Genomic DNA, 22468 nt, shown 5'->3' with positions numbered 1-22468 from the left:
CCCACCGCACCCGCCGAGCCTGGAGGAACACCGTGATTGATGAAGCTCTCTTCGACGCCGAGGAGAAGATGGAGAAGGCCGTCGCGGTGGCCAAGGAGGACCTCGGCGGAATCCGCACCGGCCGGGCGAACCCGGGCATGTTCAACCGGATCGTGATCGAGTACTACGGGTCGATCACACCGATCACCCAGCTGGCGAGCATCAACGTGCCCGAGGCGCGGATGGTCATCATCAAGCCCTACGAGGCCGCGCAGCTCGGCCCGATCGAGACCGCGATCCGCAACTCGGACCTGGGGCTCAACCCCAGCAACGACGGCAGCATCATCCGCATCTCGGTGCCGCAGCTGACCGAGGAGCGTCGCCGCGAGTTCGTCAAGCAGGCGAAGGGCAAGGGCGAGGACGCCAAGGTCTCCATCCGCAACGTCCGCCGCAAGGCGATGGACGAGCTCTCGCGCATCCAGAAGGACGGCGATGCGGGCGAGGACGAGGTCGGGCGCGCCGAGAAGGAACTCGACAAGACCACCGCCAAGTATGTGGCGCACATCGACGAACTTGTGAAGCACAAGGAAGCTGAATTGCTGGAGGTTTAGTGTCAACCGAAGGCTCGGCGCCCCAGGGCGCCGCCGCGGCCGTGAACGCCAAGGCAGGACGCGACCTGCCCGCGGCGATCGGGGTCGGCGTTGGACTCGGGGCGATGCTCGTCGCCGCGCTGCTCTACGTCCCGAACCTGTTCTTCGCCATCGTGGCGGCCGCCATGGCCGTCGCGACCTGGGAGGTCACCAAGCGGTTGCGCGAGGGCGGGATCGCGGTCCCGTTCGTCCCGCTCCTGCTCGGTGGGCAGGCCACGATCTGGCTGGGTTGGCCGTACGGCACCACCGGAGTGCTCGGCGGGTTCGCAGGCACGGTGCTCGCGTGCATGGTGTGGCGCCTGCTGCAGGGCGGGCTGAAGGCCACCCCGCAGAACTTCCTCCGCGACACCGGTGTCGCGGTCTTCGTGGCCGCGTGGATCCCGCTGCTGGCCTCGTTCGCGACGCTGATGGTGCGTCAGGAGGACGGTCCGGGACGGATCTTCTGCCTGATCATCGGGGTGGTGTGCTCCGACGTCGGCGGCTACGCGGCGGGCGTGCTGTTCGGCAAGCACCCGATGGTGCCCGCGATCAGCCCGAAGAAGTCCTGGGAGGGCTTCGCCGGTTCCCTGGTCTTCTGTGTGATCGGCTCGGTCCTCACCGTCACCCTCATCCTCGATGCCGACGCGGTGGTCGGTGTGGTGCTCGGCGTCGTGCTGGTCCTGGTGGCCACCACCGGCGACCTGATCGAGTCGCAGGTCAAGCGCGAGCTCGGCATCAAGGACATGGGCACGCTGCTGCCCGGGCACGGCGGGATCATGGACCGGCTGGACTCGCTGCTGCCGTCCGCGTTCGTCACCTGGCTGGTGTTCACCGCGCTGCTGTGAACGTGCGAGCGCAGTCGTGACGGCACCGATCCCGAGCCCCAACATCTGGCACTGGCCGGACGTCTACGAGGTGGAGAACCGCGCCCAGGACGTGGACGGCGCGGTGTTCGCGGAGTTGCGCCGGGTCGCCGACTGGGCCGGGCGCGACGTGCTGGACCTCGGCTGCGGCACCGGTTTCCACCTACCGGTGTTCGCGGCGGGGGCTCGGTCGGTGGTCGGCGTCGAGCCGCACCCGCCGCTGGTCGACCGGGCGCGCAGGCGCACGGCGGGACTCGACACCGTCACGGTGCTGGCGGGCTCTGCCGAGCGGATCCCGCTGCCCGAGAACTCCGTGGACGTCGTGCACGCGCGGACCGCGTACTTCTTCGGCGCGGGCTGCGGGCCCGGCATCACCGAATCCATGCGGGTCCTGCGGCCAGGGGGAGTGCTCGCGGTGGTCGACCTGGACGCCACCGTCGGCCCGTACGGCGAGTGGATGCGCGCGGATCTGCCGCACTACGACCCGGCCGGGGTCGAGTCCTTCTTCGCCGCACAGGGATTCGAGCTCTCGCGGGTGCGGACCCGGTGGGAGTTCGACACCAGGGAGTCCCTGCGCGCCGTGCTCGGGATCGAGTTCAGCGGCAAGATCGCGCAGCGCGCCTATGCGCAGACCCCGGGACTGTCGCTCGAGGTCGGCTACCGGGTCCACACCAGGCGCGCCCCCGCCGGGCTGCTGTATTGAGTCGTTCCTCCTGCCCGCGACAGCGGGGCGGGGGCATGATGGCCTGATGGCTGAGCTGACCGATTATCTGGCGACGCTCGACGAACCCGAGCGGTCGTTGCTCGACGGCATCCGGGTGCGCGCGCTGGAACTGGCCCCCGACGCGACCGAGGGCGTGAGCTACGGCATGCCTGCGTTGCGCTATCGGGACAGGCCGCTGCTCAGCGTGCGAGCCGCCGCAACGCACCTGTCGGTGTTCCCGTTCAGCGCGGCGGTCGTCGAGGCGGTCGCGCCCGAGCTGGACGGATACTCGCTGTCGAAGGGCACCATCAGGTTCACCGCGGACCGGCCGCTGCCGCCGCAGGTGCTCACCCGCATCATCGCCCTGCGCCGCGAGGAGATCGACGCCGCGCGCTGACCGGTTCGCCACACCAACCGACTCCCTCCACCAACGAGCTTTCAGGGCCACTCCGGGACGTATCCCGGTGTGGCCCTGACAGCTGGTGGGTGGACGCTCAGAGGCGACGCTCGCGGCGGTAGAGGGAGCGCGCCCACGCGTATCCGGCGACGCCGATCGCCACTGTCCAGCCGACGGCCTGCGCAACCACCGCGCCCTCGAGTCCCTCGCCGCCGGCGAGCAGCCCGCGCACGGTCTCGATGATCGGCGTGAACGGCTGGTACTCCGCGAACCAGCGCACCGCCGTCGGCATGGTCTCGACCGGCACGAACCCGCTACCCAGGAAGGGCAGCAGCAGCAGGATCATCGGGGTGTTGCTGGCGGTCTCGACGCTCCGAGCGTTCAGCCCCATCGCGACGCACAGCCAGCTGAGGGCGAGGCCCAACATCACGAACAGGCCCAGCAGGGCGGCCCAGTCGAGCACGTCGGCGTCGGGACGGTAGCCCATCGCGAGTGCCGCGCCCAGCACGAGGACGAGCGCCGCCAGCGACTGGAGAACGGTGCCGAGAACCTGCCCGGAGAGCACGGACCCCGGCGAGATCGCCATGGTCTTGAACCGCGCCATGATCCCGCTCGCGGCGTCCATGGCGGCGCTGATGGCCACGGACTGGCCCGCGCCGACGATGGTGAGGATGAACAGGGTCGGCGTGATGTAGTCCAGGTACGCCGCCCGCCCGTCGGCACCGGGGGCGACCCCTGGCATGACGCCTGCGCCGAGGGCGCCGCCGAAGATGTACACGAACAGCACGAGCATCACCAGCGGGCCTGCGACGAGGAACATGGTGAGCCCCGGGTAGCGCACCGCGCGTAGGAGGTTGCGGCGCAGCATGGTGAGGACATCCGTCGCCGGGCGCGAGCGCACTGTGGTGGCGGGAGCGGTGGTGGCGATGGCGGTCATCGGACGTTCTCCTTGCTGGTGGCGGGGTCGTTCTCGGTCTCGGTGGGCGGCTCGGTGAGGGCGAGGAACACGTCGTCGAGCGAGCCGGTGTCGTGCGCGGCCTTGAGCTCGGCGGGGGTGCCCTCGGCGACGATGCGGCCTTCGTTCAAGACGGCGACTGAGTCGGCGAGCTTGTCGGCCTCCTCGAGATACTGCGTGGTGAGCAGGATCGTCGTGCCCGCGGCGACGAGCGTCCGGACCTCGTCCCACAGGACACGACGGCTGCGCGGGTCGAGGCCCGTCGTCGGCTCGTCGAGGAACACCACGGACGGTGCGCCGACGAGCGTCATCGCGAGGTCGAGCTTGCGCTTCATGCCGCCGGAGAAGGTCGCCACGGGCTTGCGCGCGGCGTCGGCGAGGTCGAAGCGCTCGAGCAGGTCGGTGATCCGGCGGCGTCCCTCGGTGCGGCCGAGGTGGTTGAGGTCGGCCATGAGCCGCAGGTTCTCGGTGGCGTTGAGCAGCTCGTCGACGGCGGTGATCTGGCCGGTCACGCCGATGGACGCGCGCACCGCCTCGGGCTCACGTGCCACGTCGTGGCCGGCGACGCGGACCGTGCCTGCGTCGGCGGCGAGCAGGGTGGACATGACGCCGACGGCGGTGGTCTTGCCCGCCCCGTTGGGGCCGAGCAGCGCGGTCACGGTGCCGGCAGGCACGACCAGGTCGACGCCGTCGAGCACGAGCTGCTCGCCTGCCTTCGATCGGTACGACTTGCGCAGGCCGGCGACCTCGATCGCGGGACCGCGGACGGTGGTGGTCATGGGTTCTCCTTCGATGGTGGGTTGTTGGTGGGCTCGGGTCAGGCGTGCGGACGTCGGACGACGATGTCGCCGTAGCTGCTGCCTGCGCGTACCTCGACGGTTCGGTCGTTCTCGTCGGGGCCGGTGGCGTCGTGCAGGAGGTTGCGGACCTTGCCGTGCTGCGCGGTGGCGTCGAGCCAGGCGGCAGTGCCCTCGGGCACCCCGACCTCGATCGCGCCGGTCGAGCTCTCGAGCTGGACGCGGCCCGCGATGGCCTGCTCGACGCGGATGTTTCCGTGCGCGGACCGGGCGGTGGTGTCACCGAGCGACCGCTCGATCGAGATGGGCCCGTGGGCGCCGTTCACCCGCAGGATCCCGGTGGACTCGCCGATCTCGGTGGGGCCGTTCGGGTTCTTGATGCTGGCGTCTCCGTCGAGCTCGCGGATGCGCACGCCGCCTGCGGTGACGACGATCTCGGTGGAGCCGAGTGCGCGTCCCACGACGACGGAGCCCGCGCTCGCGCGGAGGTCGAGCCGGCCGGCCTCGTCGATCCGGACGTCGCCTGCGCGGCTCGTGAACGAGCAGGCGCCGAGCCGACCCTGGGCGAACAGGGGGCCAAGCGCGCTGCCCTGCAGGGCGGAACCGGTCGGGAGCTCGATCGTGATGTCGACGGAGGACTTGGTGAGGTACTTCCACCTGGTGTTCGTCTGCACGGTGAGGGTGCCGTCGTGGAAGTCGATGCGGGTCTCCTCGGCGGCCTTGACATCGCCGGACTTGCTCGGGTCGTTGGGGCGGACGGTGACCACGGTGTCGGCGCGGTCACTCGCGACGAGATTGACGGCGCCTGCGGCGATGTCGACGGCGACGGTGATCGATTCTGGGGTCGCAAAAGTAGGCATGGTGAGTCCTCGGGGTGTGGTGTCGGCCCCTGTGTGCGGGGCGCGGGTCTGGGGTTCGGGGTGGTGGGTCAGCGCACCCAGCCGGTCAACCGGCCGGCGGTGCTGGAGCTGCGTGCTGTCGCTCGGGACGGTGAGGTGGGCTGAACAGCTGCCGCGACCGCGCGTACGAGCCACGTGTTGAGGGATACGCCCTCACGAGCCGCCGCCGCCTCGACCTGGGTCTTGAGCTGGTCGGGGAGGCGGAGCGTGGTGCGAGACGTGCTGACGTCGTCGGGGTCGAGGGCCGTGGGCAGCGCGGGCTCCGCCGTCGCGGGCTCTGCGTTCTCGAATGCCGAGGCCGGGGCGGGGGTGACGACGAACTCCGGGTCGCGGCCCTGGAGGCGCACGTCGACGGACCCGGGGGCGAGCTCGGCCGTGATCTCGTTCGCGGCTGTCGAGAGTGCCTCGAGCAGCACGAGCCGGACGGCGGCGTCGAGCGGGGCGGTCAGGCGGTCGGCGAGCTCACGTGCCTCGTCGCCGCCGGCTGCGGCTGCGGTGGCGAGCTGGTGCTGTAGCTCGTCGACGTATCTTGTCAGGTTCATGACACCACTATGACACCACTCGGGTGTCATAGCAAGGGGTGGGGTGTCACTTCTGGTGACAAACTGGTGTCACTGTGGTGCGGAATCGATGAATGAGCAGGTCACGGCAATCGCGATGCTCGCGAGAGAAAGCTTGGAGATGCGACACGATGGGGCGTTCTCATGGCGTTTCGGGCATGACGACGGTGCCGGCGGTCGCGACGACACCACTGGATGCCGCAACGACACCACTAGCGGCCAGTCGACACCACCGAGTACGGCCCAGGCCCCGCGATCGGGACCTGGGCCGTATTCGGTGAATCGCGGGGCCGGGGCCTAGTCCAGGCCGAACGACCTGGCGAGATCCGCGACCTTCTTCGCCTTGGCCAGGCGCGGCAGGTCGCTGCCGTCGCGCACGCGTTCGCCGTCCTCGCCGAGTTCGGCGATCACATCCCGCGCCCAGGCGACATCGTCCGGGCTCGGGCTCAGCGCGCGATTGACCGCGAGGGCCTGATCGGGGTGCATGCAGAGCTTGCCGGTCAGCCCCATGGATGCCGTCAGCACCGAATCACGTTGCAGGACGGTCTCGTTCGTGCTGATAGTCGGGCCGTCGATCGGCCCGGCGAGCCGGGCCGCGCGGCTGGCGACGACGAGGCGGGACCGCGGGTACGCCATCGCCATCGGATCGTCGCTCATGCCGGTGTCGCGGCGGAAGTCGCCGCTGCCGAACGCGAGCCGGAACACCCCGTCCGCCCTGGCGATCTCGGGCGCGGCCTCCAGGCCCATCGCCGATTCGATCAACGCGAGGATGCGGGTGCCCTCGGGCAGCCGGTCCGCGGTCGCGTCCACCTGGTTGCCGCTCTCGGTCTTGGCGAGCATCACACCGGCGAGGCCGGGCGCCGCCGCGAGGGCCGCGAGATCGTCGGCCCAGTACGGCGTGGTTGCGTCGTTGATCCGGACCCAGGCGCTGCCGCCGCGGCTGAGCCACTCGACCACCCGGGCGCGGGCCGCGGGCTTGGCGGGCGGGGACACCGCGTCCTCCAGGTCGAGGATCACCGCGTCCACCCCGGATTCGGCGGGGGGTGTGAAGGCCTCGGGCTTGGTGGCGGGCACCAGCAGCCAGGACCGGGCGAGATCGGGTGGGGCGGCAACCCCTCGACGCTCCGCGTGAATGGTCACAGCAACTCCTCCGATGATCGGGACGACGCCTTCATCGTCCTCTCGCCGGGGGTGCCGAGCCAGTTTGCGTAAGTAATGTGCGCAGCCGCACAGGCGGGTCAGCGGGTGGTGGATCTGGTCTTCTTCGCCAACCGGCGGATCTGCACGATGCGGACGCCGCCCGCGAGGGCCATGATCAGCGCGCCCGCGATTGCGGCGAGCAACAGGCTCACGCCGAGCGGCAGCGAGAACTCCCAGAAGAACAACTGGAGCGCGACCTGGTCGAGGTTCTGCAGGATGAACACCAGCAGCAGGATCAGGACCAGGACGCCGATGACCAGGCCGGTCCAGGTGGCCGCCGCCTTGGTATGGCCCAGGCTGGTGTGCCGATCGAGTGCGGCCTGGGAGGGGTCCGCCGGCGGCTCGGTGGCGGGCGCCGGCTGGGCCGCACCACGCGGGTCGTCGACCGGCTCGGAGGTGGTGTCCGGATCGGGTCCGTCGCTGTGCGCCATGCCCCGATCATTTCGCACCGGATGTGTGATTGCACGCGCATCGCGACGAGAATTCGCATGTCGCGGGTGCCGGATGGGACACTGGATCACACTATGGCCGTTTCAGTCCCGCTCGTGTTCAACGCTCCGCGTCGCGGCATGCCGCCGACGCACCTCGCCGACCTCGACTCCGAGGGCAGGAAGGCGGCCGTTCAGGAGCTGGGCCTGCCCGGATTCCGGGCGGATCAGCTGGCCCGTCAGTACTACGGCAGGCTCGAGGCCGATCCCGAGAAGATGACGGACCTGCCCGCGTCGGTGCGCGAGAAGGTGGGCGAGGCGCTCTTCCCGACGCTGCTCACCGCGGTCAAGCACGTCGCATGCGACGACGGCACCACCCGCAAGACGCTGTGGAAGGCGAACGACGGCACCCTGCTCGAGAGCGTGCTCATGCGCTACCCGGACCGCGCGACGCTGTGCATCTCCAGCCAGGCCGGCTGCGGGATGGCGTGCCCGTTCTGCGCGACCGGCCAGGCCGGACTTACCAGGAACCTGTCCACCGCCGAGATCGTGGATCAGGTCCGCTCGGCCGCCGCGGCGATGCGGGATGGCGACGTCGCGGGTGGCGAGGGCAGGCTCTCGAACGTGGTCTTCATGGGCATGGGGGAGCCGCTCGCGAACTACAAGCGGGTGGTCGCCGCGGTCCGGCGGATCACCTCGCCCGCGCCGGACGGCCTCGGGCTGTCGCAGCGCTCGGTGACCGTGTCGACGGTCGGGCTGGCGCCTGCCATCCGCAAGCTGGCCGACGAGGGGCTGTCGGTGACGCTGGCGGTGTCGCTGCACACCCCGGACGACGAGCTGCGCGACACCCTGGTCCCGGTCAACAACCGCTGGACGGTCGCCGAGGTGCTCGACGCCGCCAAGTACTACGCCGATCAGACCGGTCGCCGGGTGTCGATCGAGTACGCGCTGATCCGCGACATCAACGACCAGCCGTGGCGCGCCGACATGCTCGGCAAGAAGCTGCACAAGGCGCTGGGCTCGCGGGTGCACGTGAACCTGATCCCGCTGAACCCGACGCCGGGCAGCAAGTGGGACGCGAGCCCCAAGGACGTCGAGCGTGAGTTCGTGCGCCGGGTCATCGCGCAGGGCGTGTCCTGCACCGTCCGCGACACCCGCGGCCAGGAGATCGCCGCCGCCTGCGGGCAGCTCGCCGCCGAGAACTGACCTGCCGGATTTCTCTCACATTCTGTGAGCCGATCGCCGGGAATCTGCCATTTCGGCGGGTTTTCGTGCGATCAGTCCGAACAGCACAACGGCCGCGCGGCTCCGAGAGGAGCGGCGCGGCCGTTGTCGAAAGTGCTTGTCTACCGGGGCTTGCGGCGACGGATGATGTCGCGCACGAGTAGGAACACCATGCCGGCGGAGATTCCGACGAGCCACAGGTCCTCGACCTTGCCCTCGTGGTTGCCGATCGTGTAGACGAGCAGGAAGGCTGCGAAGAACCAGCCAAGGAAGCGGAACAGTCGCGGCGCCTCGCCGCTCCAGCCCCAGGCTGCGGACGGAACTTCTGCCGTGTCGACGTGTGCGGCGACGAGGGGCTCGTTCACGCTGGGATCCAGCTCGGTGGCCACGGTCGATCCTCCTGCTCGTACGGGTGTGCGTGTGCCTGCATATCGTGGCATACGACCGTGCGTCGTACCTAGCTGGGTCGGCGCGCCAGGGGAGCTCGCGTGAACGCGTCGAGGTAGCGACGCGTGATCAACCGCTGCACCACCCGATTAGCCGGGCCGAAGAGCCGGGTGAGCGCACCGCCGCCGGTCGAGAAGGCGTCGATGACCACCCGCACCCGGCCGTCCTCGCCGAGCTCGATCGCGAAGCGTTCCTCGCCGCGCTCGGGGTGCCCGGGCAGGGTGCCGTAGGCGAAGCCGGACCGCCGCGGCTCGTCGATCCGGTACACCACCCGGCACGGCGCCGTGACGGCCAGCGGACCCGGTCCCAGCCGCAGGATCACGACGGCGCCCGGGGTGGCCTCGTCATCGGTGGATCGCACACGCAGGCCGGCGCGGCGGTGCATGTCCCAGTGCAGCAGTACGCGTTTCGCCCGCTCGAAGTCCTCGGGGCCGACGCCGATGACGGCGCTCTCGTGAACGTGGTGGTAACCGCCGGGCAGCACGGTGCGGGTGCCGCCGACCTCGGGGTAGGTCCACGGCACGGTCCGCAGCGCATCCGGGTTCACGCACCCATCCTGTCAGGGTGGCCGGGCGCCGAGCTCAACCGTACGGTGTACTACATGACGATTCTGGTGACCGGATCCACCGCGAACATCGGCCGACTGGTCGTCGACCACCTTCTGGCGGCAGGCGCGACGAATGTCCGGGCCCTGACGAACAACCCCAGGAAGGCGATGCTGCCGAGTGGCGTCGAGGTCGCCGAGGGCTACCTGCGCAGGCCCGAGTCGCTGCCTGCGGCCTTCGAGGGGGTCGAGAGGATGTACCTGGCGCCGACCCCGGAGACCGCCCTGGAGGTCGTGTCGCTGGCCCGCAAGGCCGGGGTCCGGCACATCGTGGACCTGTCCGGGGAGCACGAATCGTGGTGGGGCGCGGTCACATCGGCCGTCGAGCGGTCGGGGATCGCCTGGACCCACCTGTGGGCGGGGGAGTTCCTCGAGAACGACCTCGTCTGGGGTGACCAGGTGCGGCGCACCGGACAGGTGCGCGACCCGTACCCCGATGTCGTCAGCGCGCCGATCGCGATGGACGACATCGCCAGGGTCGCGGCCTCCGTGCTGCTCGGCAGCGGGCACGAGGGCAGGACCTACGAGCTGACCGGGCCGGCGGCCCTCTCGCGCGCCGAGCGGGTGCACGAACTCGGCGCGGTGCTGGGCCTGCCCGTGGAGTACGTCCGGGTGCCGGTCGAGGAGGCCGTCGAGATCCTCGAGCCGGTCATGGGTGTCAATGCCCGGTTCTACCTCGAGACTGCCGTCGCGTCGCTGGTCGGTGCGCCGCAGCGGGCGACCGACACGGTCGCGGAGGTCACCGGACGCCCGGCCACGACCTTCGCGCAGTGGGCCGCGGCCAACGCCGACACCTTCCGTTAGGCCGCGCGACGGTATCCCTCCGCCGCGCGCGTCGGAGTCCTGTCAGCTTCTTCTCAGGTGCCGTCGTGAAGAATGGACGGGTGGCAGAACCTACGCGCGTGCTCCTGCTCGGCAGCACCGGATCAATCGGCACCCAGGCCCTCGAGGTCATCGCGGCCAATCCTGACAAGTTCACCGTCGTCGGTCTGGCCGCGGGCGGCGGCAATATCGACCTGCTGGCCCGCCAGATCCGCGAGACCGGGGTGAGTGCGGTCGCGGTCGCCGACCCCGAGGCCGCTGCCCGCCTCGACGGCCGCGCCCTCAGCGGCCCCGGCGCCGTCACCGAACTGGTCCGCACCACCGAGGCGGACGTGGTGCTCAACGCGCTCGTCGGATCCCTCGGCCTCGAGCCGACGCTCGCGGCACTCGAATCCGGCGCCCGGCTGGCGCTGGCGAACAAGGAGTCGCTCGTGGCGGGCGGCCCGCTGGTCACCGCCGCCGCGGCGCCCGGCCAGATCGTGCCGGTGGACTCCGAGCACTCGGCGCTGGCGCAGTGCCTGCGCGGCGGACGCGCCGAGGAGGTGGACCGGCTGGTGCTCACCGCGTCAGGGGGCCCGTTCCGCGGCTGGACCGCCGACGCCCTCGAGGCCGTCACCCCCGAGCAGGCAGGCGCGCACCCGACCTGGTCGATGGGCCCGATGAACACGCTCAACTCGGCGACCCTGGTCAACAAGGGGCTCGAACTGATCGAGACCCACCTGCTGTTCGGCATCGACTACGACCGCATCGACGTCACCGTGCACCCGCAGTCGATCGTGCACTCGATGGCCACCTTCACCGACGGCTCCACCCTGGCCCAGGCCAGCCCGCCGGACATGAAGTTGCCGATCGCGCTGGCGCTCGGCTGGCCGGACCGGGTGCCCGGTGCCGCCGCGGCCTGCGACTTCTCCACAGCGTCGACCTGGACGTTCGAGCCGCTCGACTCGTCGGTGTTCCCGGCCGTCGACCTGGCCAGGGCGGCAGGCAAGGCAGGCGGCTGCCTGACCGCGGTCTACAACGCGGCCAACGAGGTCGCCGCGCAGGCGTTCCTCGACGGGACCGTCCGGTTCCCGGCGATCGTGCGCACCGTCGAACGCGTTCTCGCTGGTGGCGACGAGTGGACCGCGCCACCGGCTACCGTGGAGGATGTGCTCGCCGCGGACGGGTGGGCGCGCGCACGGGCACACGAGCTCGTCAAGCAGGAGGACTAGAGCCGCATGGTGTTCGTCATAGGTGTGGTGCTGTTCGCGTTGGGCATCACGGTCTCCATCGCTCTGCACGAGGCCGGCCACATGTGGACCGCCCGCGCGCTGGGGATGAAGGTCCGCCGCTACTACATCGGCTTCGGGCCGAAGATCTTCTCCTTCCGCCGCGGCGAGACGGAATACGGACTCAAGGCGATCCCCGCCGGTGGCTTCTGCGACATCGCGGGCATGACCCAGCACGACGAGCTCGCGCCCGACGAGATCGACCGGGCGATGTACAAGCAGAAGACGTGGAAGCGGCTGGTCGTCATGTCCGGCGGCATCGCGATGAACTTCATCTTCGGCTTCGTGCTCGTCTACATCCAGGCCGTCGGCTGGGGGCTGCCGAACACCGAGACCAGGGCCGTCGTCGAGGGAGTCACCTGCGTGGCGCCGACGCAGAGCGGCAAGGACGGCGACTACGCGCTCGCGGACTGCACCGGCGAGGGGCCCGCGCAGCAGGCGGGCATCATGCCCGGCGACGTGGTCGTCGCGGTCAACGGGACGCCGACCTCGACCTTCCGTGACGTCGTCACGGCGACGCAGCCGCTCTCGGGCACCGCGGAGTTCACCGTTGACCGGGACGGTGAGACCCAGGTGGTCGACGTGCAGGTGCAGCAGGCGCAGCGCTGGGTCAACGATCCGGCGTCCACCAACAGCAACCCGCTGCCGCCCGTCTCCCGCGACGTCGGCGCGATCGGCATCAAGGCGCCGCCGAGCTTCCTCGAGTACTCGGCGCTCTCCGCCATACCGGGCAGCTTCGTCTACACCGGCGATGTCTTCGTCCGCAGCGTCGATGCCCTTGTCCAGATGCCGTCGAAGGTCGCGGACCTGTGGACCGCCGTCACCGGCGGCGAACGCGACATCGAGACCCCGATCAGCGTCGTCGGCGCCTCCGTCATCGGCGGCCAGATGGCCGAACGCGGATACATCGACCTGTTCATCGGGTTGCTGGCGACGCTGAACTTCTTCCTCGGCATCTTCAACCTGCTGCCGCTGCTGCCGCTCGACGGCGGGCACATGGCGGTGACCATCTACGAGAAGATCCGCGACTCGATCCGCGCGCGTCGCGGGCTGCCCGCGGGCGGACCGGTCAACTACATGAAGCTGATGCCGATCACCTACGTGGTCATCGCGTTGGGCGGCGCGTACATGCTGCTCACGCTGACCGCGGACATCGTCAACCCGATCAAGATCTTCTAGTGCTCGCTAAACTTGTCCTGACGCTACGAAAGAAGGCATCCACGTGACCAGCCCCGTCGGATTGGGCATGCCCGAAGGCCCGGCCGCCGTCCTCGCGCCGCGCCGCAAGACCCGACAGCTCCAGGTCGGATCCGTCGGGGTCGGCAGCGACTTCCCGGTGTCGGTGCAGTCGATGTGCACCACCAAGACGCACGACATCAACGCCACCCTCCAGCAGATCGCCGAGCTCACCGCGTCCGGCTGCGACATCGTGCGTGTGGCCTGCCCCCGCCAGGAGGACGCCGACGCGCTGGCGACGATCGCGAAGAAGAGCCAGATCCCGGTCATCGCGGACATCCACTTCCAGCCGCGGTACATCTTCGCCGCCATCGACGCCGGGTGCGCGGCGGTGCGGGTGAACCCAGGCAACATCAAGGAGTTCGACGGTCGGGTCGGCGAGGTGGCCAAGGCCGCGGGCGACGCGGGCATCCCGATCCGGATCGGCGTCAACGCCGGTTCGCTGGACCCGCGGCTGATGCAGAAGTACGGCAAGGCCACCCCTGAGGCGCTCGTCGAGTCGGCACTGTGGGAGGCGGGCCTGTTCGAGGAGCACGGCTTCGGCGACATCAAGATCTCGGTCAAGCACAACGACCCGGTGATCATGGTCGAGGCCTACCGCCAGCTCGCCGCGCAGTGCGACTACCCGCTGCACCTCGGCGTGACCGAGGCGGGCCCCGCGTTCCAGGGCACCATCAAGTCCGCTGTCGCGTTCGGTGCGTTGCTCTCGGAGGGCATCGGCGACACCATCCGCGTCTCGCTGTCCGCGCCGCCGGCCGAGGAGATCAAGGTCGGCACGCAGATCCTGCAGTCGCTGAACCTGCGTCCGCGCAAGCTGGAGATCGTGTCCTGCCCGTCGTGCGGGCGCGCCCAGGTGGACGTATACACGCTCGCCGAGCAGGTGACCGCCGGCCTGGAGGGCATGGAGATCCCGCTGCGGGTGGCCGTGATGGGGTGTGTCGTCAACGGTCCCGGTGAGGCCCGCGAGGCCGACCTCGGAGTCGCGTCCGGCAACGGTAAGGGTCAGATCTTCGTCAAGGGCAAGGTCATCAAGACGGTGCCCGAGGCGATGATCGTGGAGACGCTGATCGAGGAGGCGATGCGGATCGCCGAGGAGTTCGGCGAGGACCAGTCTGCATCGGGTTCCCCGGTCGTTACCGTCAGCTGACGCCCACACGTATCGTGGGATCACCAGACAATCCGAATCCCGACGACCCGACCCGGGGGTGACTCGGTGCTCAAACTGCTCGGCGCCAGGCAGCTCGGTGCGCGCGACAGGGTGCATGTGCTGCGCGTGCTGGACGCCGACCCGATCGCCTCGTGCATGGTCGCGGCGCGGATCCAGGACCTCGGGATCGACCCGCGAGCGATCAACGGCGAGCTCTGGAGCAGGGGCGGCCCTGCCGAATCGCTGTGCTTCTCGGGCGCGAACATGGTTCCGCTGCGCGGCGACCTCGACGACCTGCGGGCCTTCGCGGACCGGGCGTGCCGGGGACCGCGGATGTGCTCGTCGGTGGTCGGCCGCAGCGAGTTGGCCTTGCCGCTGTGGGAGATGCTCGAGACCGATTGGGGTCCGGCGCGCGAGGTGCGCGCCGAGCAGCCGCTGCTCGCGCTGTCGGCGCCGCCCGTCGTCGCGCCGGATCCATACGTGCGTCCGGTACGGATGGATCAGCTCGAGCCGTACCTCACGGCCGCGATCGCGATGTTCATCGAGGAGGTCGGGGTCGACCCGCGCTCCAACGACGGTGGCCGCGGCTACCGTCGCCGGGTCGCGGGCCTGATCGCTGCGGGCCGGGCCTGGGCCAGGTTCGACGGCGAAGAGGTGACCTTCAAGGCGGAGGTCGGCTCGATGTCCGCGCAGGTCGGCCAGATCCAGGGCGTGTGGGTGCACCCGCAGTACCGGGGCCACGGTCTCGGCGCGGCAGGGACCGCAGCGGTGGCGGCGGCGGTGGTGGCGTCGGGCCGCACCGCGAGCCTCTATGTGAACAGCTTCAACCACCAGGCGCGGCGGACCTACCAGCGCATCGGATTCACCCAGGTGGGCACCTTCTCGACGGTCCTGCTGGACTAGCGGGGCGAAAAGCGCTCACAGTGCGGGTGCCTACCCGGCGCGGGCGGTGAGCCCACCTACGATGGCAGGCGATGATCTCCACCGCCGCACCCCGCATCCTCTCCTCGCTCGTCGTCACGGGCGCGCTCGTGCTCGGCGCGGTCGCGTGCACCCCGAAACCGGACGGCCCCGAACCGGCCGCGCAGGAGTTCCTCGACGCCGTCGCCGATCGGGACACCGAGCGTGCCGCCGCACTGTCCGACCGGCCGGCGGACGCCCGCTCCGCGCTCGACGCCGCGTGGGAGGGACTGCAGGCCGAATCCCTCGGCGCCACGACCAGATCGGTCCGAATGGACGGCGACACCGCGACCGTCGGCTACACCTACGAATGGCATCTACCCAAGGACCGGGTGTGGACCTACACCGGCGACCTGCAGATGGGCAGGCGTAACGGCGAGTGGGCGGTCCGCTGGAACGCGACCGACCTGCATCCGAAGCTCGGCGACACCCAGACGATGACGCTGCGGGCCACCCCGGCGCCGCGGGCCCGGGTGAACGAGCGGGCCGGCTCGGACGTGCTGGTGCCGGGGACCATCCAGCGGATCAAGTTCAACGCCAAGGACTCCGGCAACCCCACCGCGGCAGCGACCGCGCTGGCGTCGGCGCTGGAGCCGTTCGTCCCGTCCCTCACCCCGCAGTCCATCGTGGAGTCGGCGACCTCGGTCAGCGGCGACTACCTGGTGGCGAGCCTGCGGCAGGAGGACTACGACACGGTGGCCGCCGCGCTGAGCGGCGTCTCCGGGGTCTCGATCACCGAGGAGGCGGACCTGGTCTCCACCGATCGCGACTTCGCCCCCGATCTGATCGGCCAGGTCAAGAAGCGGGTCATCGACGAGGTGGACGGCAAGGCCGGCTGGAGCGTGGTCACGGTCAACAAGAACGGCGTGGACATCGATGTGCTCACCGAGACCAAACCCCAACCGGCGCCGTCCTTCTCCGTGAGCCTGGACCGGCCCATCCAGGTGGCCGCGCAGAACGCGGTCAACGCGAGGGCCGAGCAGGCGATGATGGTGGTGCTTCAGCCGTCCACCGGCGCGATCCTCGCCGTCGCGCAGAACAAGGCCGCCGACAAGGACGGCCCGGTCGCGACGACGGGTCTGTACCCGCCCGGCTCCACCTTCAAGATCGTCACCGCGGGCGCGGCGATCGACAACGGCCTCGCCCAGCCCGGCACCCCCGTCGGCTGCCCGGGACGGATCGTCATCGGGGAACGGTCGGTGCCCAACTACAACGAGTTCGCGTTGGGCACGGTGCCGATGAGCACCGCGTTCGCGCGCTCGTGCAACACCACCTTCGCCAAGCTGGCCAGCGAGATGGCGCCCGACGCCCTGACGGTGGCGGCCGCGCGCTACGGCATCGGACCCGACTACGACGTGCCGGGCCTGCCGACGGATTCCGGATCCGTCCCGCCCGCACCGGAACTGGTACAGCGCACCGAGGACGGTTTCGGGCAGGGCAAGGTCGTCGTGAGCACCTTCGGGATGGCGCTGGCGGCGGCGACGATCGCGAACGGGTCGACGCCGGTGCCGACGCTGATCTCGGGGGAGGAGACCAAGATCGAGGGTGCACACCCGCCGATCAGCCCGGAGATGGTCGCGGGCCTGCGCGGGATGATGCGAGACGTGGTCACCAGCGGTACCGCCACCCGGATCGCCGACCAGGGCGAGATCTACGGCAAGACCGGTGAGGCCGAGGTCGACGGCGGCTCGCACGCGTGGTTCGTCGGGTACCGCGGCGACATCGCGTTCGCGACGCTGGTGGTCAGGGGCGGCAGCTCCGACAACGCGGTGGCCGTGACCCGGGACATGTTCGTGGCGTTGCCCGAGGGGTACTGACCGGGCGATGATGCCTGCCGTTGCCGGCACAGGATGCCGCGGATGAGAGGTCGGGACTGGGTCGCTGTCAGTGCGGTTTCGTGGTGCTGTGCGTTTGCCGCGTTGCATGTGTTCTGGGCTTTGGGTGGATCGGCAGGTTTGGCGTCGTCGGCGGGAGCGGAGCTGGCAGCCCGCCGACCGACTGTGTTCGTAGTGCTCGGCTTGTGGGGCGTCGCTGCGCTTCTCCTGGCGGCTGCGGGTGTTGTCGGCGGTGCCGCGAGCGCTCAACTCCCCCCGCAACTCCGCCGGATCTTGGGATGGCTGATCGGCGCGGCCGGGCTGGTCATGGTCGCACGCGGTGTCGTGGTGGAGCTTCTGCTGATCACGGATGCAGGCGGTGTCCGGACAGCGGTCGGGCCGGAGCAGACGCGATGGAGTCTGGCGCTGTGGAATCCGTGGTTCGTCATCGGTGGTGTGCTGTTCGTCTGGACAGGTTGCCGTGTTGTGCGACGCCTGCCCGGTTCGAGATCGGCGGAGAGCTGTGGAACGCCCGTCCGCTGATCGTGAACACCGTGACCGCCTGGTGAACTCGGCGCCCGACCACGATCAGGCGGCGCGGTACACCTTGCACTCGCTGACGGTGTGGGTCTTGCGGTCCAGGTAGGCGAACAGCACAGCGTGGGCGCCGTCCACGGTCCCGGTGGCGGTGACCGCGTCGCCCGCCGCGATCACCTTGGTCAGGTCGGTGATCGCGTTGCCGCCGAGCATCTTCAGCGCAGTCGCGTCGCCGCATTGGGCCGAGTCGACCAGTCGCCGAACCGCGTCCTTGCCCTTCTTGCCCACGCTCAGCGCGGCCTTGCCGAAGGCGAGGGTGCCGCCGAGGCCCTGCAGGCGCAGCATCCGTGCGCTCATCGAGCCGGCGACCGTCAACCGCTCGGGGCTGACGCCTGCGACCTGCGCGAACATCGGCGTCACCTCCCAGTGCGCGGCGATGCGGCGGATCCGCGGCTCGCCGTCGTCGAGGGTGGCCTCGTAGAGCAGGTGCATCGGTGCCCTGGCCACGACCCCGGCCGAGAGCCGGGTCTCGATGGTCACGTCGCGGACCACGTGCAGGCCGTCGACGATGTCCTCGTGCTCGATGTCGAAGCTGATGTCGTTGGGCGCGATGAAGGTGTCCCAGAACCGGGCCAGCGGGTCGCCCCCGCGTCGGCCCGACTTCCGGTCGTACAGGCCGCCGAGCACGGGGCGTCCGCCGACCGGGTCCTCGATGATGTGCTGGCGTGCGAACAGGCCGAGCCACGCGACCTTGTCGTGCACGGCAACAGCCGAGGGGGAGCAGCGCGCGAGGGCCAGCAGGTCGTCGGTGGACGGATTCGCGGACATGGCACCCCTGGGATCGGCGTCGGACGGTCGATCGGAGTATGCCAGGAAAGGTAGAACTTGTTCTAGATTCTGTCCTTACGTCCGCTCAGTTCATCGGTCCGGGCGGCACGCCCTCCTCGCCGAGGAACTCGGGGTGCAGCTCAGCCTTCACGCCCAGCTTCTTGTTGGCCAGGTTGTTGACGAACCACAGCACCACGCCGATCGCCAGCAGCACGCCCGCGATCTTGTACTGCGCGGGATCGCGGTCGGTGAGCGGCGTGGCAAGGAAGGCGCAGCTGATCGCGCCGATGATCGGCAGCACGGTCGGCGCGCGGAAGTGCTTGTGGTCCACCGTGTCCTTGCGCAGCACCAGGACGGCGATGTTCACGACGGTGAACACGCACAGCAGCAGCAGCGCGGTGGTGCCGCCGAGCTGGGGCACCTCGCCGACGATCGTGATCAGTCCCAGCGCCAGCAGCGTGGTGAATCCGATCGCGATGTACGGGGTGCGTCGGGTGCGGTGCACCCTGCCGAGCTGCGGCGGCAGCACGTGCTGACGGCTCATGCCGTACAGCAGTCGGCTCGCCATCAGCATGTTGATCAGCGCGGAGTTGGCGACCGCGAACATGGTGATGAACGCGAAGATCCCGATCGGGAAGCCCGGTGCGCCCGCCTGCACGACCTTGAGAAGCGGGGTGTCGCCCTCGCCGAGATCGTTTGCGGGGACAAGGGCGATCGCCGTGACCGACACCAGCACGTAGATGATGCCGGTCGAGATGAGGCCGATGAGCAGGACCTTGGGGAAGATCCGGCTCGGCTCCTTGCATTCCTCGGCCATGTTCACCGAGTCCTCGAAGCCGACCATCGCGTAGAAGGCGAGGGTGGTGGCCGCGATGACGCCGCCCAGCGCGGACCGGTCGCCGGTGTCGAAGGTCGCCGCCCTCGAGAAATCGCCCTCGCCGATGCCGAGCGCCCACATGCCGATGAAGATGATGATCAGCAGTCCGGACAGCTCGATGCAGGTCAGCAGCACGTTCAGCTTGACGGACTCGCCGACTCCCCGGAAGTTGACCGCCGCCACCGCGATCATGAAGACGATGCCGATCAGCGTGATCCCGATCCCGGTCCGCACGTCCAGGTCGAAGGCCTCGGCGAAGTTGGCGGCGAACGCCCGCGAGGCAGTGGCGGCGGAGGTGATCCCGGAGCACATCACCGCGAACGTCACCATGAAGGTGAAGAACTGGATGCCGAAGGCCTTGTGGGTGTACAGCGCGGCGCCTGCGGCCTGGGGGTACTTGGTGACCAGTTCGAGGTAGCTGAACGCGGTGATCAGCGCGACCACGAATGCCACAAGGAAGGGCAGCCACACCACGCCGCCGACATCGTTGGCGACCTGCCCGGTCAGCGCGTAGATGCCGGTGCCGAGGATGTCGCCGACGATGAACAGCAGCAGCAACCACGGGCCCATCACCCGCTTGAGTGTCGGTTCGTCCTGCGATTCGTTCACGGCGGCTGGTGGTTTCGTCACTGCGCATCCCCTCGGTGAGGGCGGCCTGGCCGGCCGCGGTGCTTACGGAAGCAGACCCAACCTCCTGGCGGTGACCACCGCCTCGTGACGCGAGTGGGCGTCGAGCTTGCCCATCGCGGCACGCAGATAGCTCTTGACCGTCTCGGGCTGGAGCGAGAGCCGATGGGCCACTTCGTTGTTGGTGCAGCCGAGGGCGATATGGGCGAGCACGTCCAGCTCCCGGGGCGACAGCGTGACCGAGGCGTCGCCGGCTTCCGCTTCGTCGTTGACCAGCGCAGCCAACTTGTCGGACACCGCGCGCAGCCGCCCCCGGAGCGGGCCCTCGGGCACCGACTGGGCGAGCCCGCGCAGTTCGGCGTGGGCGCCCCGGATTCCCTCGGCCACCGCTCCGCTCGCGTTGCCCCGGTTGCTGTCGAGCACCCCGAGCATCTGCAGGCGGCGGTCCACCTCGTCGCGGATGGCGAGCTCGGTGCTGAGCCTGCGGCCCGCCTGCACCAGTATCTCGGCGGTGCGGTCGCCGATCGGCATGGATTCCCGGACCGCGGCGTAGAGCACCGCGCGCGAGGCGCCGTCGACCAGGACGGGGACCGCGAGCACCGAGCGGATGCCCTCGCCGAGGACCGGCCGGTCGTAGTGGTGCGTGATCGACATCGCGCTGCCGTAGTCGGGGATCGAGACCGGCTGCCGTTGCAGGACCACCCGTCCGCCCAACCCCGAGTTCGGCGGGATCACCAGGCCCTTGAGCCCGTTGGTCCTGGTCCCGAAGAACTCGGTCAGGTGCAACGTGCTCGCGGAGACCTCGCCGCCGAACAGCACTGGCACGTTCGCCCGTGCCGCGACCGCGCGCAGTTCGGCGCGCAGGGCGTCGCCGTCGCGGGGCCGCAACAGGGGTGGGGTGCGGGAGAGCATTGGTTACCCCTTTCCGGGGGTGGCGCGTGTTGTTTGTGAGCTAGATCATAGGGCCATGGAGAAGTTCGGCGTCTGCCGGACCGCTGTTGAAGGAGCAAACCATGGGCACCGATGCCACCTCGCGGGTGCGCGAGCTGCTGGAGCAGTACGACACGCCGCAGGCCTGCGCCGCGGACCTGCTGTGTGACCGGCACCCCGACACCGATGTCGCGTTCACGGTGATCGAGGGCGATCTGACCTCGCGTGACCTGAGCTACGGCGAGCTGCGGGCGGAATCGACCAAGTTCGCGGCCGCGCTGGCCGAGCTCGGCGTCGAGCCGGGCGACTGCGTGGCCACCCTGATGGGCAAGTCCGCGGAGCTGGTCATCGCGCTGCTCGGCATCTGGCGCCGCGGCGCCGTGCACGTGCCGCTGTTCACCGCGTTCGCGTCCCCGGCCATCGCGTTCCGGCTCGCCTCCAGCGGCGCCAAGTTCGTGGTGTCCGATCAGAACCAGCTCGCCAAGCTCACGCCCGGCGAGGACATCCCGGCCGACGCGACCTGGCGGGTCATCGTCGCGGCGGGGGAGCCCGAGTCCGCGGACCAGCTTCGGTTCGCGGACCTGCTCGCGGCGCACACCGCCGAGGACCCGGCAGGCGCCGCGGTCGCGGTCGGCGGCAACGGCCCGATGGTGCAGCTGTTCACCAGCGGCACCACCGGGACCCCGAAGGGCGTGCCGGTGCCGGTGCGCGCGCTGGCCTCGTTCCACGCCTATCAGGAGTTCGGCCTCGACGTCCGCAGCGATGACGTGTTCTGGAACGCCGCGGACCCGGGCTGGGCCTACGGGCTGTACTACGCGCTGCTGGGCCCGCTGGCGGCGGGCACCCGCAGCCTCCTGCTGCACTCGGGCTTCTCCGCGCCGCTCACCTGGCAGATCATCGAGAAGTTCGGCGTCACCAATTTCGCGGCCGCGCCGACCGTCTACCGCAGCCTGCGCGCCGACACCACGCCGGTGCCCGAGGGGTTGTCGCTACGCCGGGCGTCCTCGGCGGGCGAGCCGCTCACCCCCGACGTCGTCGCCTGGTCCCAGAGCGCCCTCGGCGCCGAGGTGCGCGATCACTACGGGCAGACCGAGCACGGTATGTTCATCGTCAACGCGTGGGCGGACGGCCTGCGTGAGGACGTGCGGCCCGGTTCGATGGGCCGGCCGCTGCCGGGCTGGAGCTGCGCCGTGCTGCTCGACGACGCTGACGAGGTCGCGCCCGCCGGTACCGCCGGTCGCGTCGCCATCGACGCCAAGGCCAGCCCGCTGATGTGGTTCACCGGCTACGTCGACGCCCCCGAGAAGACCGCGCAGCGCTTCAGTGCGGACGGCCGCTGGTACATCACCGGCGACGCGGGCAGGACCGACGAGGACGGCCACTTCTTCTTCTCCTCGCGCGACGACGACGTGATCATCATGGCCGGCTACCGCATCGGGCCCTTCGACGTGGAGAGCGTCCTGGTGATGCACGAGCACGTGATCGAGGCGGCCGTCGTCGGCATGCCCGACGAGCTGCGCGGCGAGGTGCTCGAGGCCTTCGTGGTGCTCCGCGACGGCGTCGACGGCACCGGCGAGCTCGAGGCCGAGCTGCAGACGCTGGTCAAGAAGAAGTTCGCCGCGCACGCCTACCCGCGGACCGTGCACTTCGTGCCATCGCTGCCGAAGACCCCCAGCGGCAAGGTGCAGCGCTACCTCCTGCGCCAGAAGTAGGCGGCTGCGCCGCCCGTGCGTGGTT

At 70.0% G+C, this 22468-nt stretch carries 24 protein-coding genes; 13 read left to right on the top strand and 11 right to left on the bottom strand.

The genetic code is table 11. From position 1 onward, the window contains the following. Nucleotides 1–32 precede the first annotated feature (32 nt). From frr to FCG67_RS00615, 4 genes are read left to right on the top strand one after another with little or no spacing between them, the layout of a single operon-like run. The gene (gene frr / locus FCG67_RS00630; protein WP_097212693.1) at nucleotides 33–590 is read left to right on the top strand and encodes a ribosome recycling factor; all 558 of its coding nucleotides are present in this window, start codon (nucleotides 33–35) and stop codon (nucleotides 588–590) included. Continuing rightward, complete coding sequence (locus FCG67_RS00625; RefSeq protein WP_246044700.1) at nucleotides 590–1453, top strand: phosphatidate cytidylyltransferase; 864 nt, start codon at nucleotides 590–592, stop codon at nucleotides 1451–1453. Before frr ends, FCG67_RS00625 begins: the two co-directional genes overlap by 1 nt. Nucleotides 1454–1469: 16 nt before the next feature. Beyond that, on the top strand, nucleotides 1470–2174 hold the full coding sequence (locus tag FCG67_RS00620) for a class I SAM-dependent methyltransferase (RefSeq protein ID WP_136906263.1): 705 nt from the start codon (nucleotides 1470–1472) through the stop codon (nucleotides 2172–2174). Nucleotides 2175–2220: 46 nt separating this feature from the next. Beyond that, nucleotides 2221–2571, top strand: a complete 351-nt coding sequence (locus tag FCG67_RS00615; protein ID WP_136906261.1) for an iron chaperone — start codon at nucleotides 2221–2223, stop codon at nucleotides 2569–2571. 97 nt (nucleotides 2572–2668) lie between these two features. Here the strand turns inward: FCG67_RS00615 and FCG67_RS00610 are convergent, their stop codons facing one another. From FCG67_RS00610 to FCG67_RS00585, 6 genes are all read right to left on the bottom strand, one after another. Next, the gene (locus FCG67_RS00610) at nucleotides 2669–3508 is read right to left on the bottom strand and encodes an ABC transporter permease (RefSeq protein WP_136906259.1); all 840 of its coding nucleotides are present in this window, start codon (nucleotides 3506–3508) and stop codon (nucleotides 2669–2671) included. Beyond that, nucleotides 3505–4305, bottom strand: coding sequence for an ABC transporter ATP-binding protein (locus FCG67_RS00605; protein ID WP_136906257.1), 801 nt, complete (start codon nucleotides 4303–4305; stop codon nucleotides 3505–3507). The genes FCG67_RS00610 and FCG67_RS00605 overlap by 4 nt, the downstream gene beginning before the upstream one ends. 38 nt (nucleotides 4306–4343) lie before the next feature. Next, complete coding sequence (locus FCG67_RS00600; protein ID WP_136906255.1) at nucleotides 4344–5183, bottom strand: DUF4097 family beta strand repeat-containing protein; 840 nt, start codon at nucleotides 5181–5183, stop codon at nucleotides 4344–4346. 68 nt (nucleotides 5184–5251) lie between these two features. Continuing rightward, the gene (locus FCG67_RS00595) at nucleotides 5252–5764 is read right to left on the bottom strand and encodes a YlcI/YnfO family protein (RefSeq protein ID WP_136906253.1); all 513 of its coding nucleotides are present in this window, start codon (nucleotides 5762–5764) and stop codon (nucleotides 5252–5254) included. A gap of 315 nt (nucleotides 5765–6079) precedes the next feature. After that, the gene (locus FCG67_RS00590) at nucleotides 6080–6916 is read right to left on the bottom strand and encodes an HpcH/HpaI aldolase/citrate lyase family protein (RefSeq protein ID WP_425467787.1); all 837 of its coding nucleotides are present in this window, start codon (nucleotides 6914–6916) and stop codon (nucleotides 6080–6082) included. 104 nt (nucleotides 6917–7020) lie between these two features. Next, entirely contained in the window at nucleotides 7021–7413 is a 393-nt protein-coding gene (locus FCG67_RS00585) for a lipopolysaccharide assembly protein LapA domain-containing protein (protein WP_136906250.1), read from the bottom strand. Nucleotides 7414–7506: 93 nt separating this feature from the next. On the opposite strand from FCG67_RS00585, the gene rlmN reads away from it, so the two are divergent. Continuing rightward, nucleotides 7507–8616 carry a dual-specificity RNA methyltransferase RlmN gene (gene rlmN / locus FCG67_RS00580; RefSeq protein WP_077041253.1) on the top strand — a complete coding sequence of 370 codons (1110 nt, stop codon included), beginning with the start codon at nucleotides 7507–7509 and terminating at the stop codon, nucleotides 8614–8616. Nucleotides 8617–8756: 140 nt separating this feature from the next. Here the strand turns inward: rlmN and FCG67_RS00575 are convergent, their stop codons facing one another. Then, on the bottom strand, nucleotides 8757–9074 hold the full coding sequence (locus FCG67_RS00575) for a DUF2631 domain-containing protein (RefSeq protein WP_051636856.1): 318 nt from the start codon (nucleotides 9072–9074) through the stop codon (nucleotides 8757–8759). Nucleotides 9075–9091: 17 nt separating this feature from the next. Further along, complete coding sequence (locus FCG67_RS00570) at nucleotides 9092–9628, bottom strand: DUF1990 domain-containing protein (protein WP_246044699.1); 537 nt, start codon at nucleotides 9626–9628, stop codon at nucleotides 9092–9094. 54 nt (nucleotides 9629–9682) lie between these two features. On the opposite strand from FCG67_RS00570, the gene FCG67_RS00565 reads away from it, so the two are divergent. From FCG67_RS00565 to FCG67_RS25655, 7 genes are all read left to right on the top strand, one after another. Further along, nucleotides 9683–10489 carry an NmrA family NAD(P)-binding protein gene (locus tag FCG67_RS00565; RefSeq protein WP_136906248.1) on the top strand — a complete coding sequence of 269 codons (807 nt, stop codon included), beginning with the start codon at nucleotides 9683–9685 and terminating at the stop codon, nucleotides 10487–10489. An 80-nt stretch (nucleotides 10490–10569) separates the two neighbouring features. Further along, nucleotides 10570–11718: a 1-deoxy-D-xylulose-5-phosphate reductoisomerase gene (dxr, locus tag FCG67_RS00560; protein WP_136906246.1), complete on the top strand. Its 1149-nt coding sequence runs from the start codon at nucleotides 10570–10572 to the stop codon at nucleotides 11716–11718. Between the two features lie 6 nt (nucleotides 11719–11724). Then, nucleotides 11725–12954, top strand: a complete 1230-nt coding sequence (locus tag FCG67_RS00555; RefSeq protein ID WP_136906244.1) for a M50 family metallopeptidase — start codon at nucleotides 11725–11727, stop codon at nucleotides 12952–12954. A gap of 43 nt (nucleotides 12955–12997) precedes the next feature. Beyond that, nucleotides 12998–14158: a flavodoxin-dependent (E)-4-hydroxy-3-methylbut-2-enyl-diphosphate synthase gene (gene ispG / locus FCG67_RS00550; protein ID WP_136906242.1), complete on the top strand. Its 1161-nt coding sequence runs from the start codon at nucleotides 12998–13000 to the stop codon at nucleotides 14156–14158. A gap of 66 nt (nucleotides 14159–14224) precedes the next feature. Then, entirely contained in the window at nucleotides 14225–15061 is an 837-nt protein-coding gene (locus tag FCG67_RS00545) for a GNAT family N-acetyltransferase (protein WP_077043607.1), read from the top strand. Nucleotides 15062–15132: 71 nt separating this feature from the next. Next, nucleotides 15133–16935 (top strand): penicillin-binding transpeptidase domain-containing protein, encoded by a 1803-nt coding sequence (locus tag FCG67_RS00540; protein WP_136906240.1) that lies wholly within the window; start codon nucleotides 15133–15135, stop codon nucleotides 16933–16935. A gap of 33 nt (nucleotides 16936–16968) precedes the next feature. Further along, on the top strand, nucleotides 16969–17475 hold the full coding sequence (locus tag FCG67_RS25655) for a DUF3995 domain-containing protein (protein WP_136906238.1): 507 nt from the start codon (nucleotides 16969–16971) through the stop codon (nucleotides 17473–17475). A 45-nt stretch (nucleotides 17476–17520) separates the two neighbouring features. Here FCG67_RS25655 and FCG67_RS00530 read toward each other — a convergent pair whose 3' ends face one another. The 3 genes from FCG67_RS00530 to FCG67_RS00520 form a co-directional block, all read right to left on the bottom strand. Continuing rightward, the gene (locus FCG67_RS00530) at nucleotides 17521–18297 is read right to left on the bottom strand and encodes a transporter (RefSeq protein WP_136906236.1); all 777 of its coding nucleotides are present in this window, start codon (nucleotides 18295–18297) and stop codon (nucleotides 17521–17523) included. Between the two features lie 85 nt (nucleotides 18298–18382). Continuing rightward, nucleotides 18383–19744 (bottom strand): APC family permease, encoded by a 1362-nt coding sequence (locus tag FCG67_RS00525; protein ID WP_136907086.1) that lies wholly within the window; start codon nucleotides 19742–19744, stop codon nucleotides 18383–18385. Nucleotides 19745–19846: 102 nt separating this feature from the next. After that, a complete protein-coding gene (locus FCG67_RS00520) occupies nucleotides 19847–20713 on the bottom strand; it encodes a LuxR C-terminal-related transcriptional regulator (RefSeq protein ID WP_136906234.1) in 867 nt (288 codons plus the stop codon). A 101-nt stretch (nucleotides 20714–20814) separates the two neighbouring features. Here FCG67_RS00520 and FCG67_RS00515 point away from each other — a divergent pair, with 101 nt between their 5' ends. Beyond that, nucleotides 20815–22443 carry an AMP-binding protein gene (locus FCG67_RS00515; RefSeq protein WP_136906232.1) on the top strand — a complete coding sequence of 543 codons (1629 nt, stop codon included), beginning with the start codon at nucleotides 20815–20817 and terminating at the stop codon, nucleotides 22441–22443. Nucleotides 22444–22468: the final 25 nt, after the last annotated feature.

The sequence above is a fragment of the Rhodococcus oryzae genome, from assembly GCF_005049235.1.
GTDB classification, from domain to species: Bacteria; Actinomycetota; Actinomycetes; order Mycobacteriales; family Mycobacteriaceae; genus Rhodococcus_G; species Rhodococcus_G oryzae.
The sequence above is the reverse complement of the archived record's forward strand: the minus strand, read 5'-3'. Positions and strand labels throughout refer to the sequence as shown.

Coding starts and splice junctions, on each gene's coding strand:
- FCG67_RS00615 (WP_136906261.1), top strand. CDS start 2,221: ATGGCTGAGCTGACCGATTATCTGGCGACGCTCGACGAACCCGAGCGG.
- FCG67_RS00610 (WP_136906259.1), bottom strand. CDS start 3,508: ATGACCGCCATCGCCACCACCGCTCCCGCCACCACAGTGCGCTCGCGC.
- FCG67_RS00605 (WP_136906257.1), bottom strand. CDS start 4,305: ATGACCACCACCGTCCGCGGTCCCGCGATCGAGGTCGCCGGCCTGCGC.
- FCG67_RS00600 (WP_136906255.1), bottom strand. CDS start 5,183: ATGCCTACTTTTGCGACCCCAGAATCGATCACCGTCGCCGTCGACATC.
- FCG67_RS00595 (WP_136906253.1), bottom strand. CDS start 5,764: ATGAACCTGACAAGATACGTCGACGAGCTACAGCACCAGCTCGCCACC.
- FCG67_RS00585 (WP_136906250.1), bottom strand. CDS start 7,413: ATGGCGCACAGCGACGGACCCGATCCGGACACCACCTCCGAGCCGGTC.
- rlmN (WP_077041253.1), top strand. CDS start 7,507: ATGGCCGTTTCAGTCCCGCTCGTGTTCAACGCTCCGCGTCGCGGCATG.
- FCG67_RS00575 (WP_051636856.1), bottom strand. CDS start 9,074: ATGCCACGATATGCAGGCACACGCACACCCGTACGAGCAGGAGGATCG.
- FCG67_RS00565 (WP_136906248.1), top strand. CDS start 9,683: ATGACGATTCTGGTGACCGGATCCACCGCGAACATCGGCCGACTGGTC.
- FCG67_RS00555 (WP_136906244.1), top strand. CDS start 11,725: ATGGTGTTCGTCATAGGTGTGGTGCTGTTCGCGTTGGGCATCACGGTC.
- FCG67_RS00540 (WP_136906240.1), top strand. CDS start 15,133: ATGATCTCCACCGCCGCACCCCGCATCCTCTCCTCGCTCGTCGTCACG.
- FCG67_RS25655 (WP_136906238.1), top strand. CDS start 16,969: ATGCCGCGGATGAGAGGTCGGGACTGGGTCGCTGTCAGTGCGGTTTCG.
- FCG67_RS00530 (WP_136906236.1), bottom strand. CDS start 18,297: ATGTCCGCGAATCCGTCCACCGACGACCTGCTGGCCCTCGCGCGCTGC.
- FCG67_RS00525 (WP_136907086.1), bottom strand. CDS start 19,744: ATGGGCCCGTGGTTGCTGCTGCTGTTCATCGTCGGCGACATCCTCGGC.
- FCG67_RS00520 (WP_136906234.1), bottom strand. CDS start 20,713: ATGCTCTCCCGCACCCCACCCCTGTTGCGGCCCCGCGACGGCGACGCC.
- FCG67_RS00515 (WP_136906232.1), top strand. CDS start 20,815: ATGGGCACCGATGCCACCTCGCGGGTGCGCGAGCTGCTGGAGCAGTAC.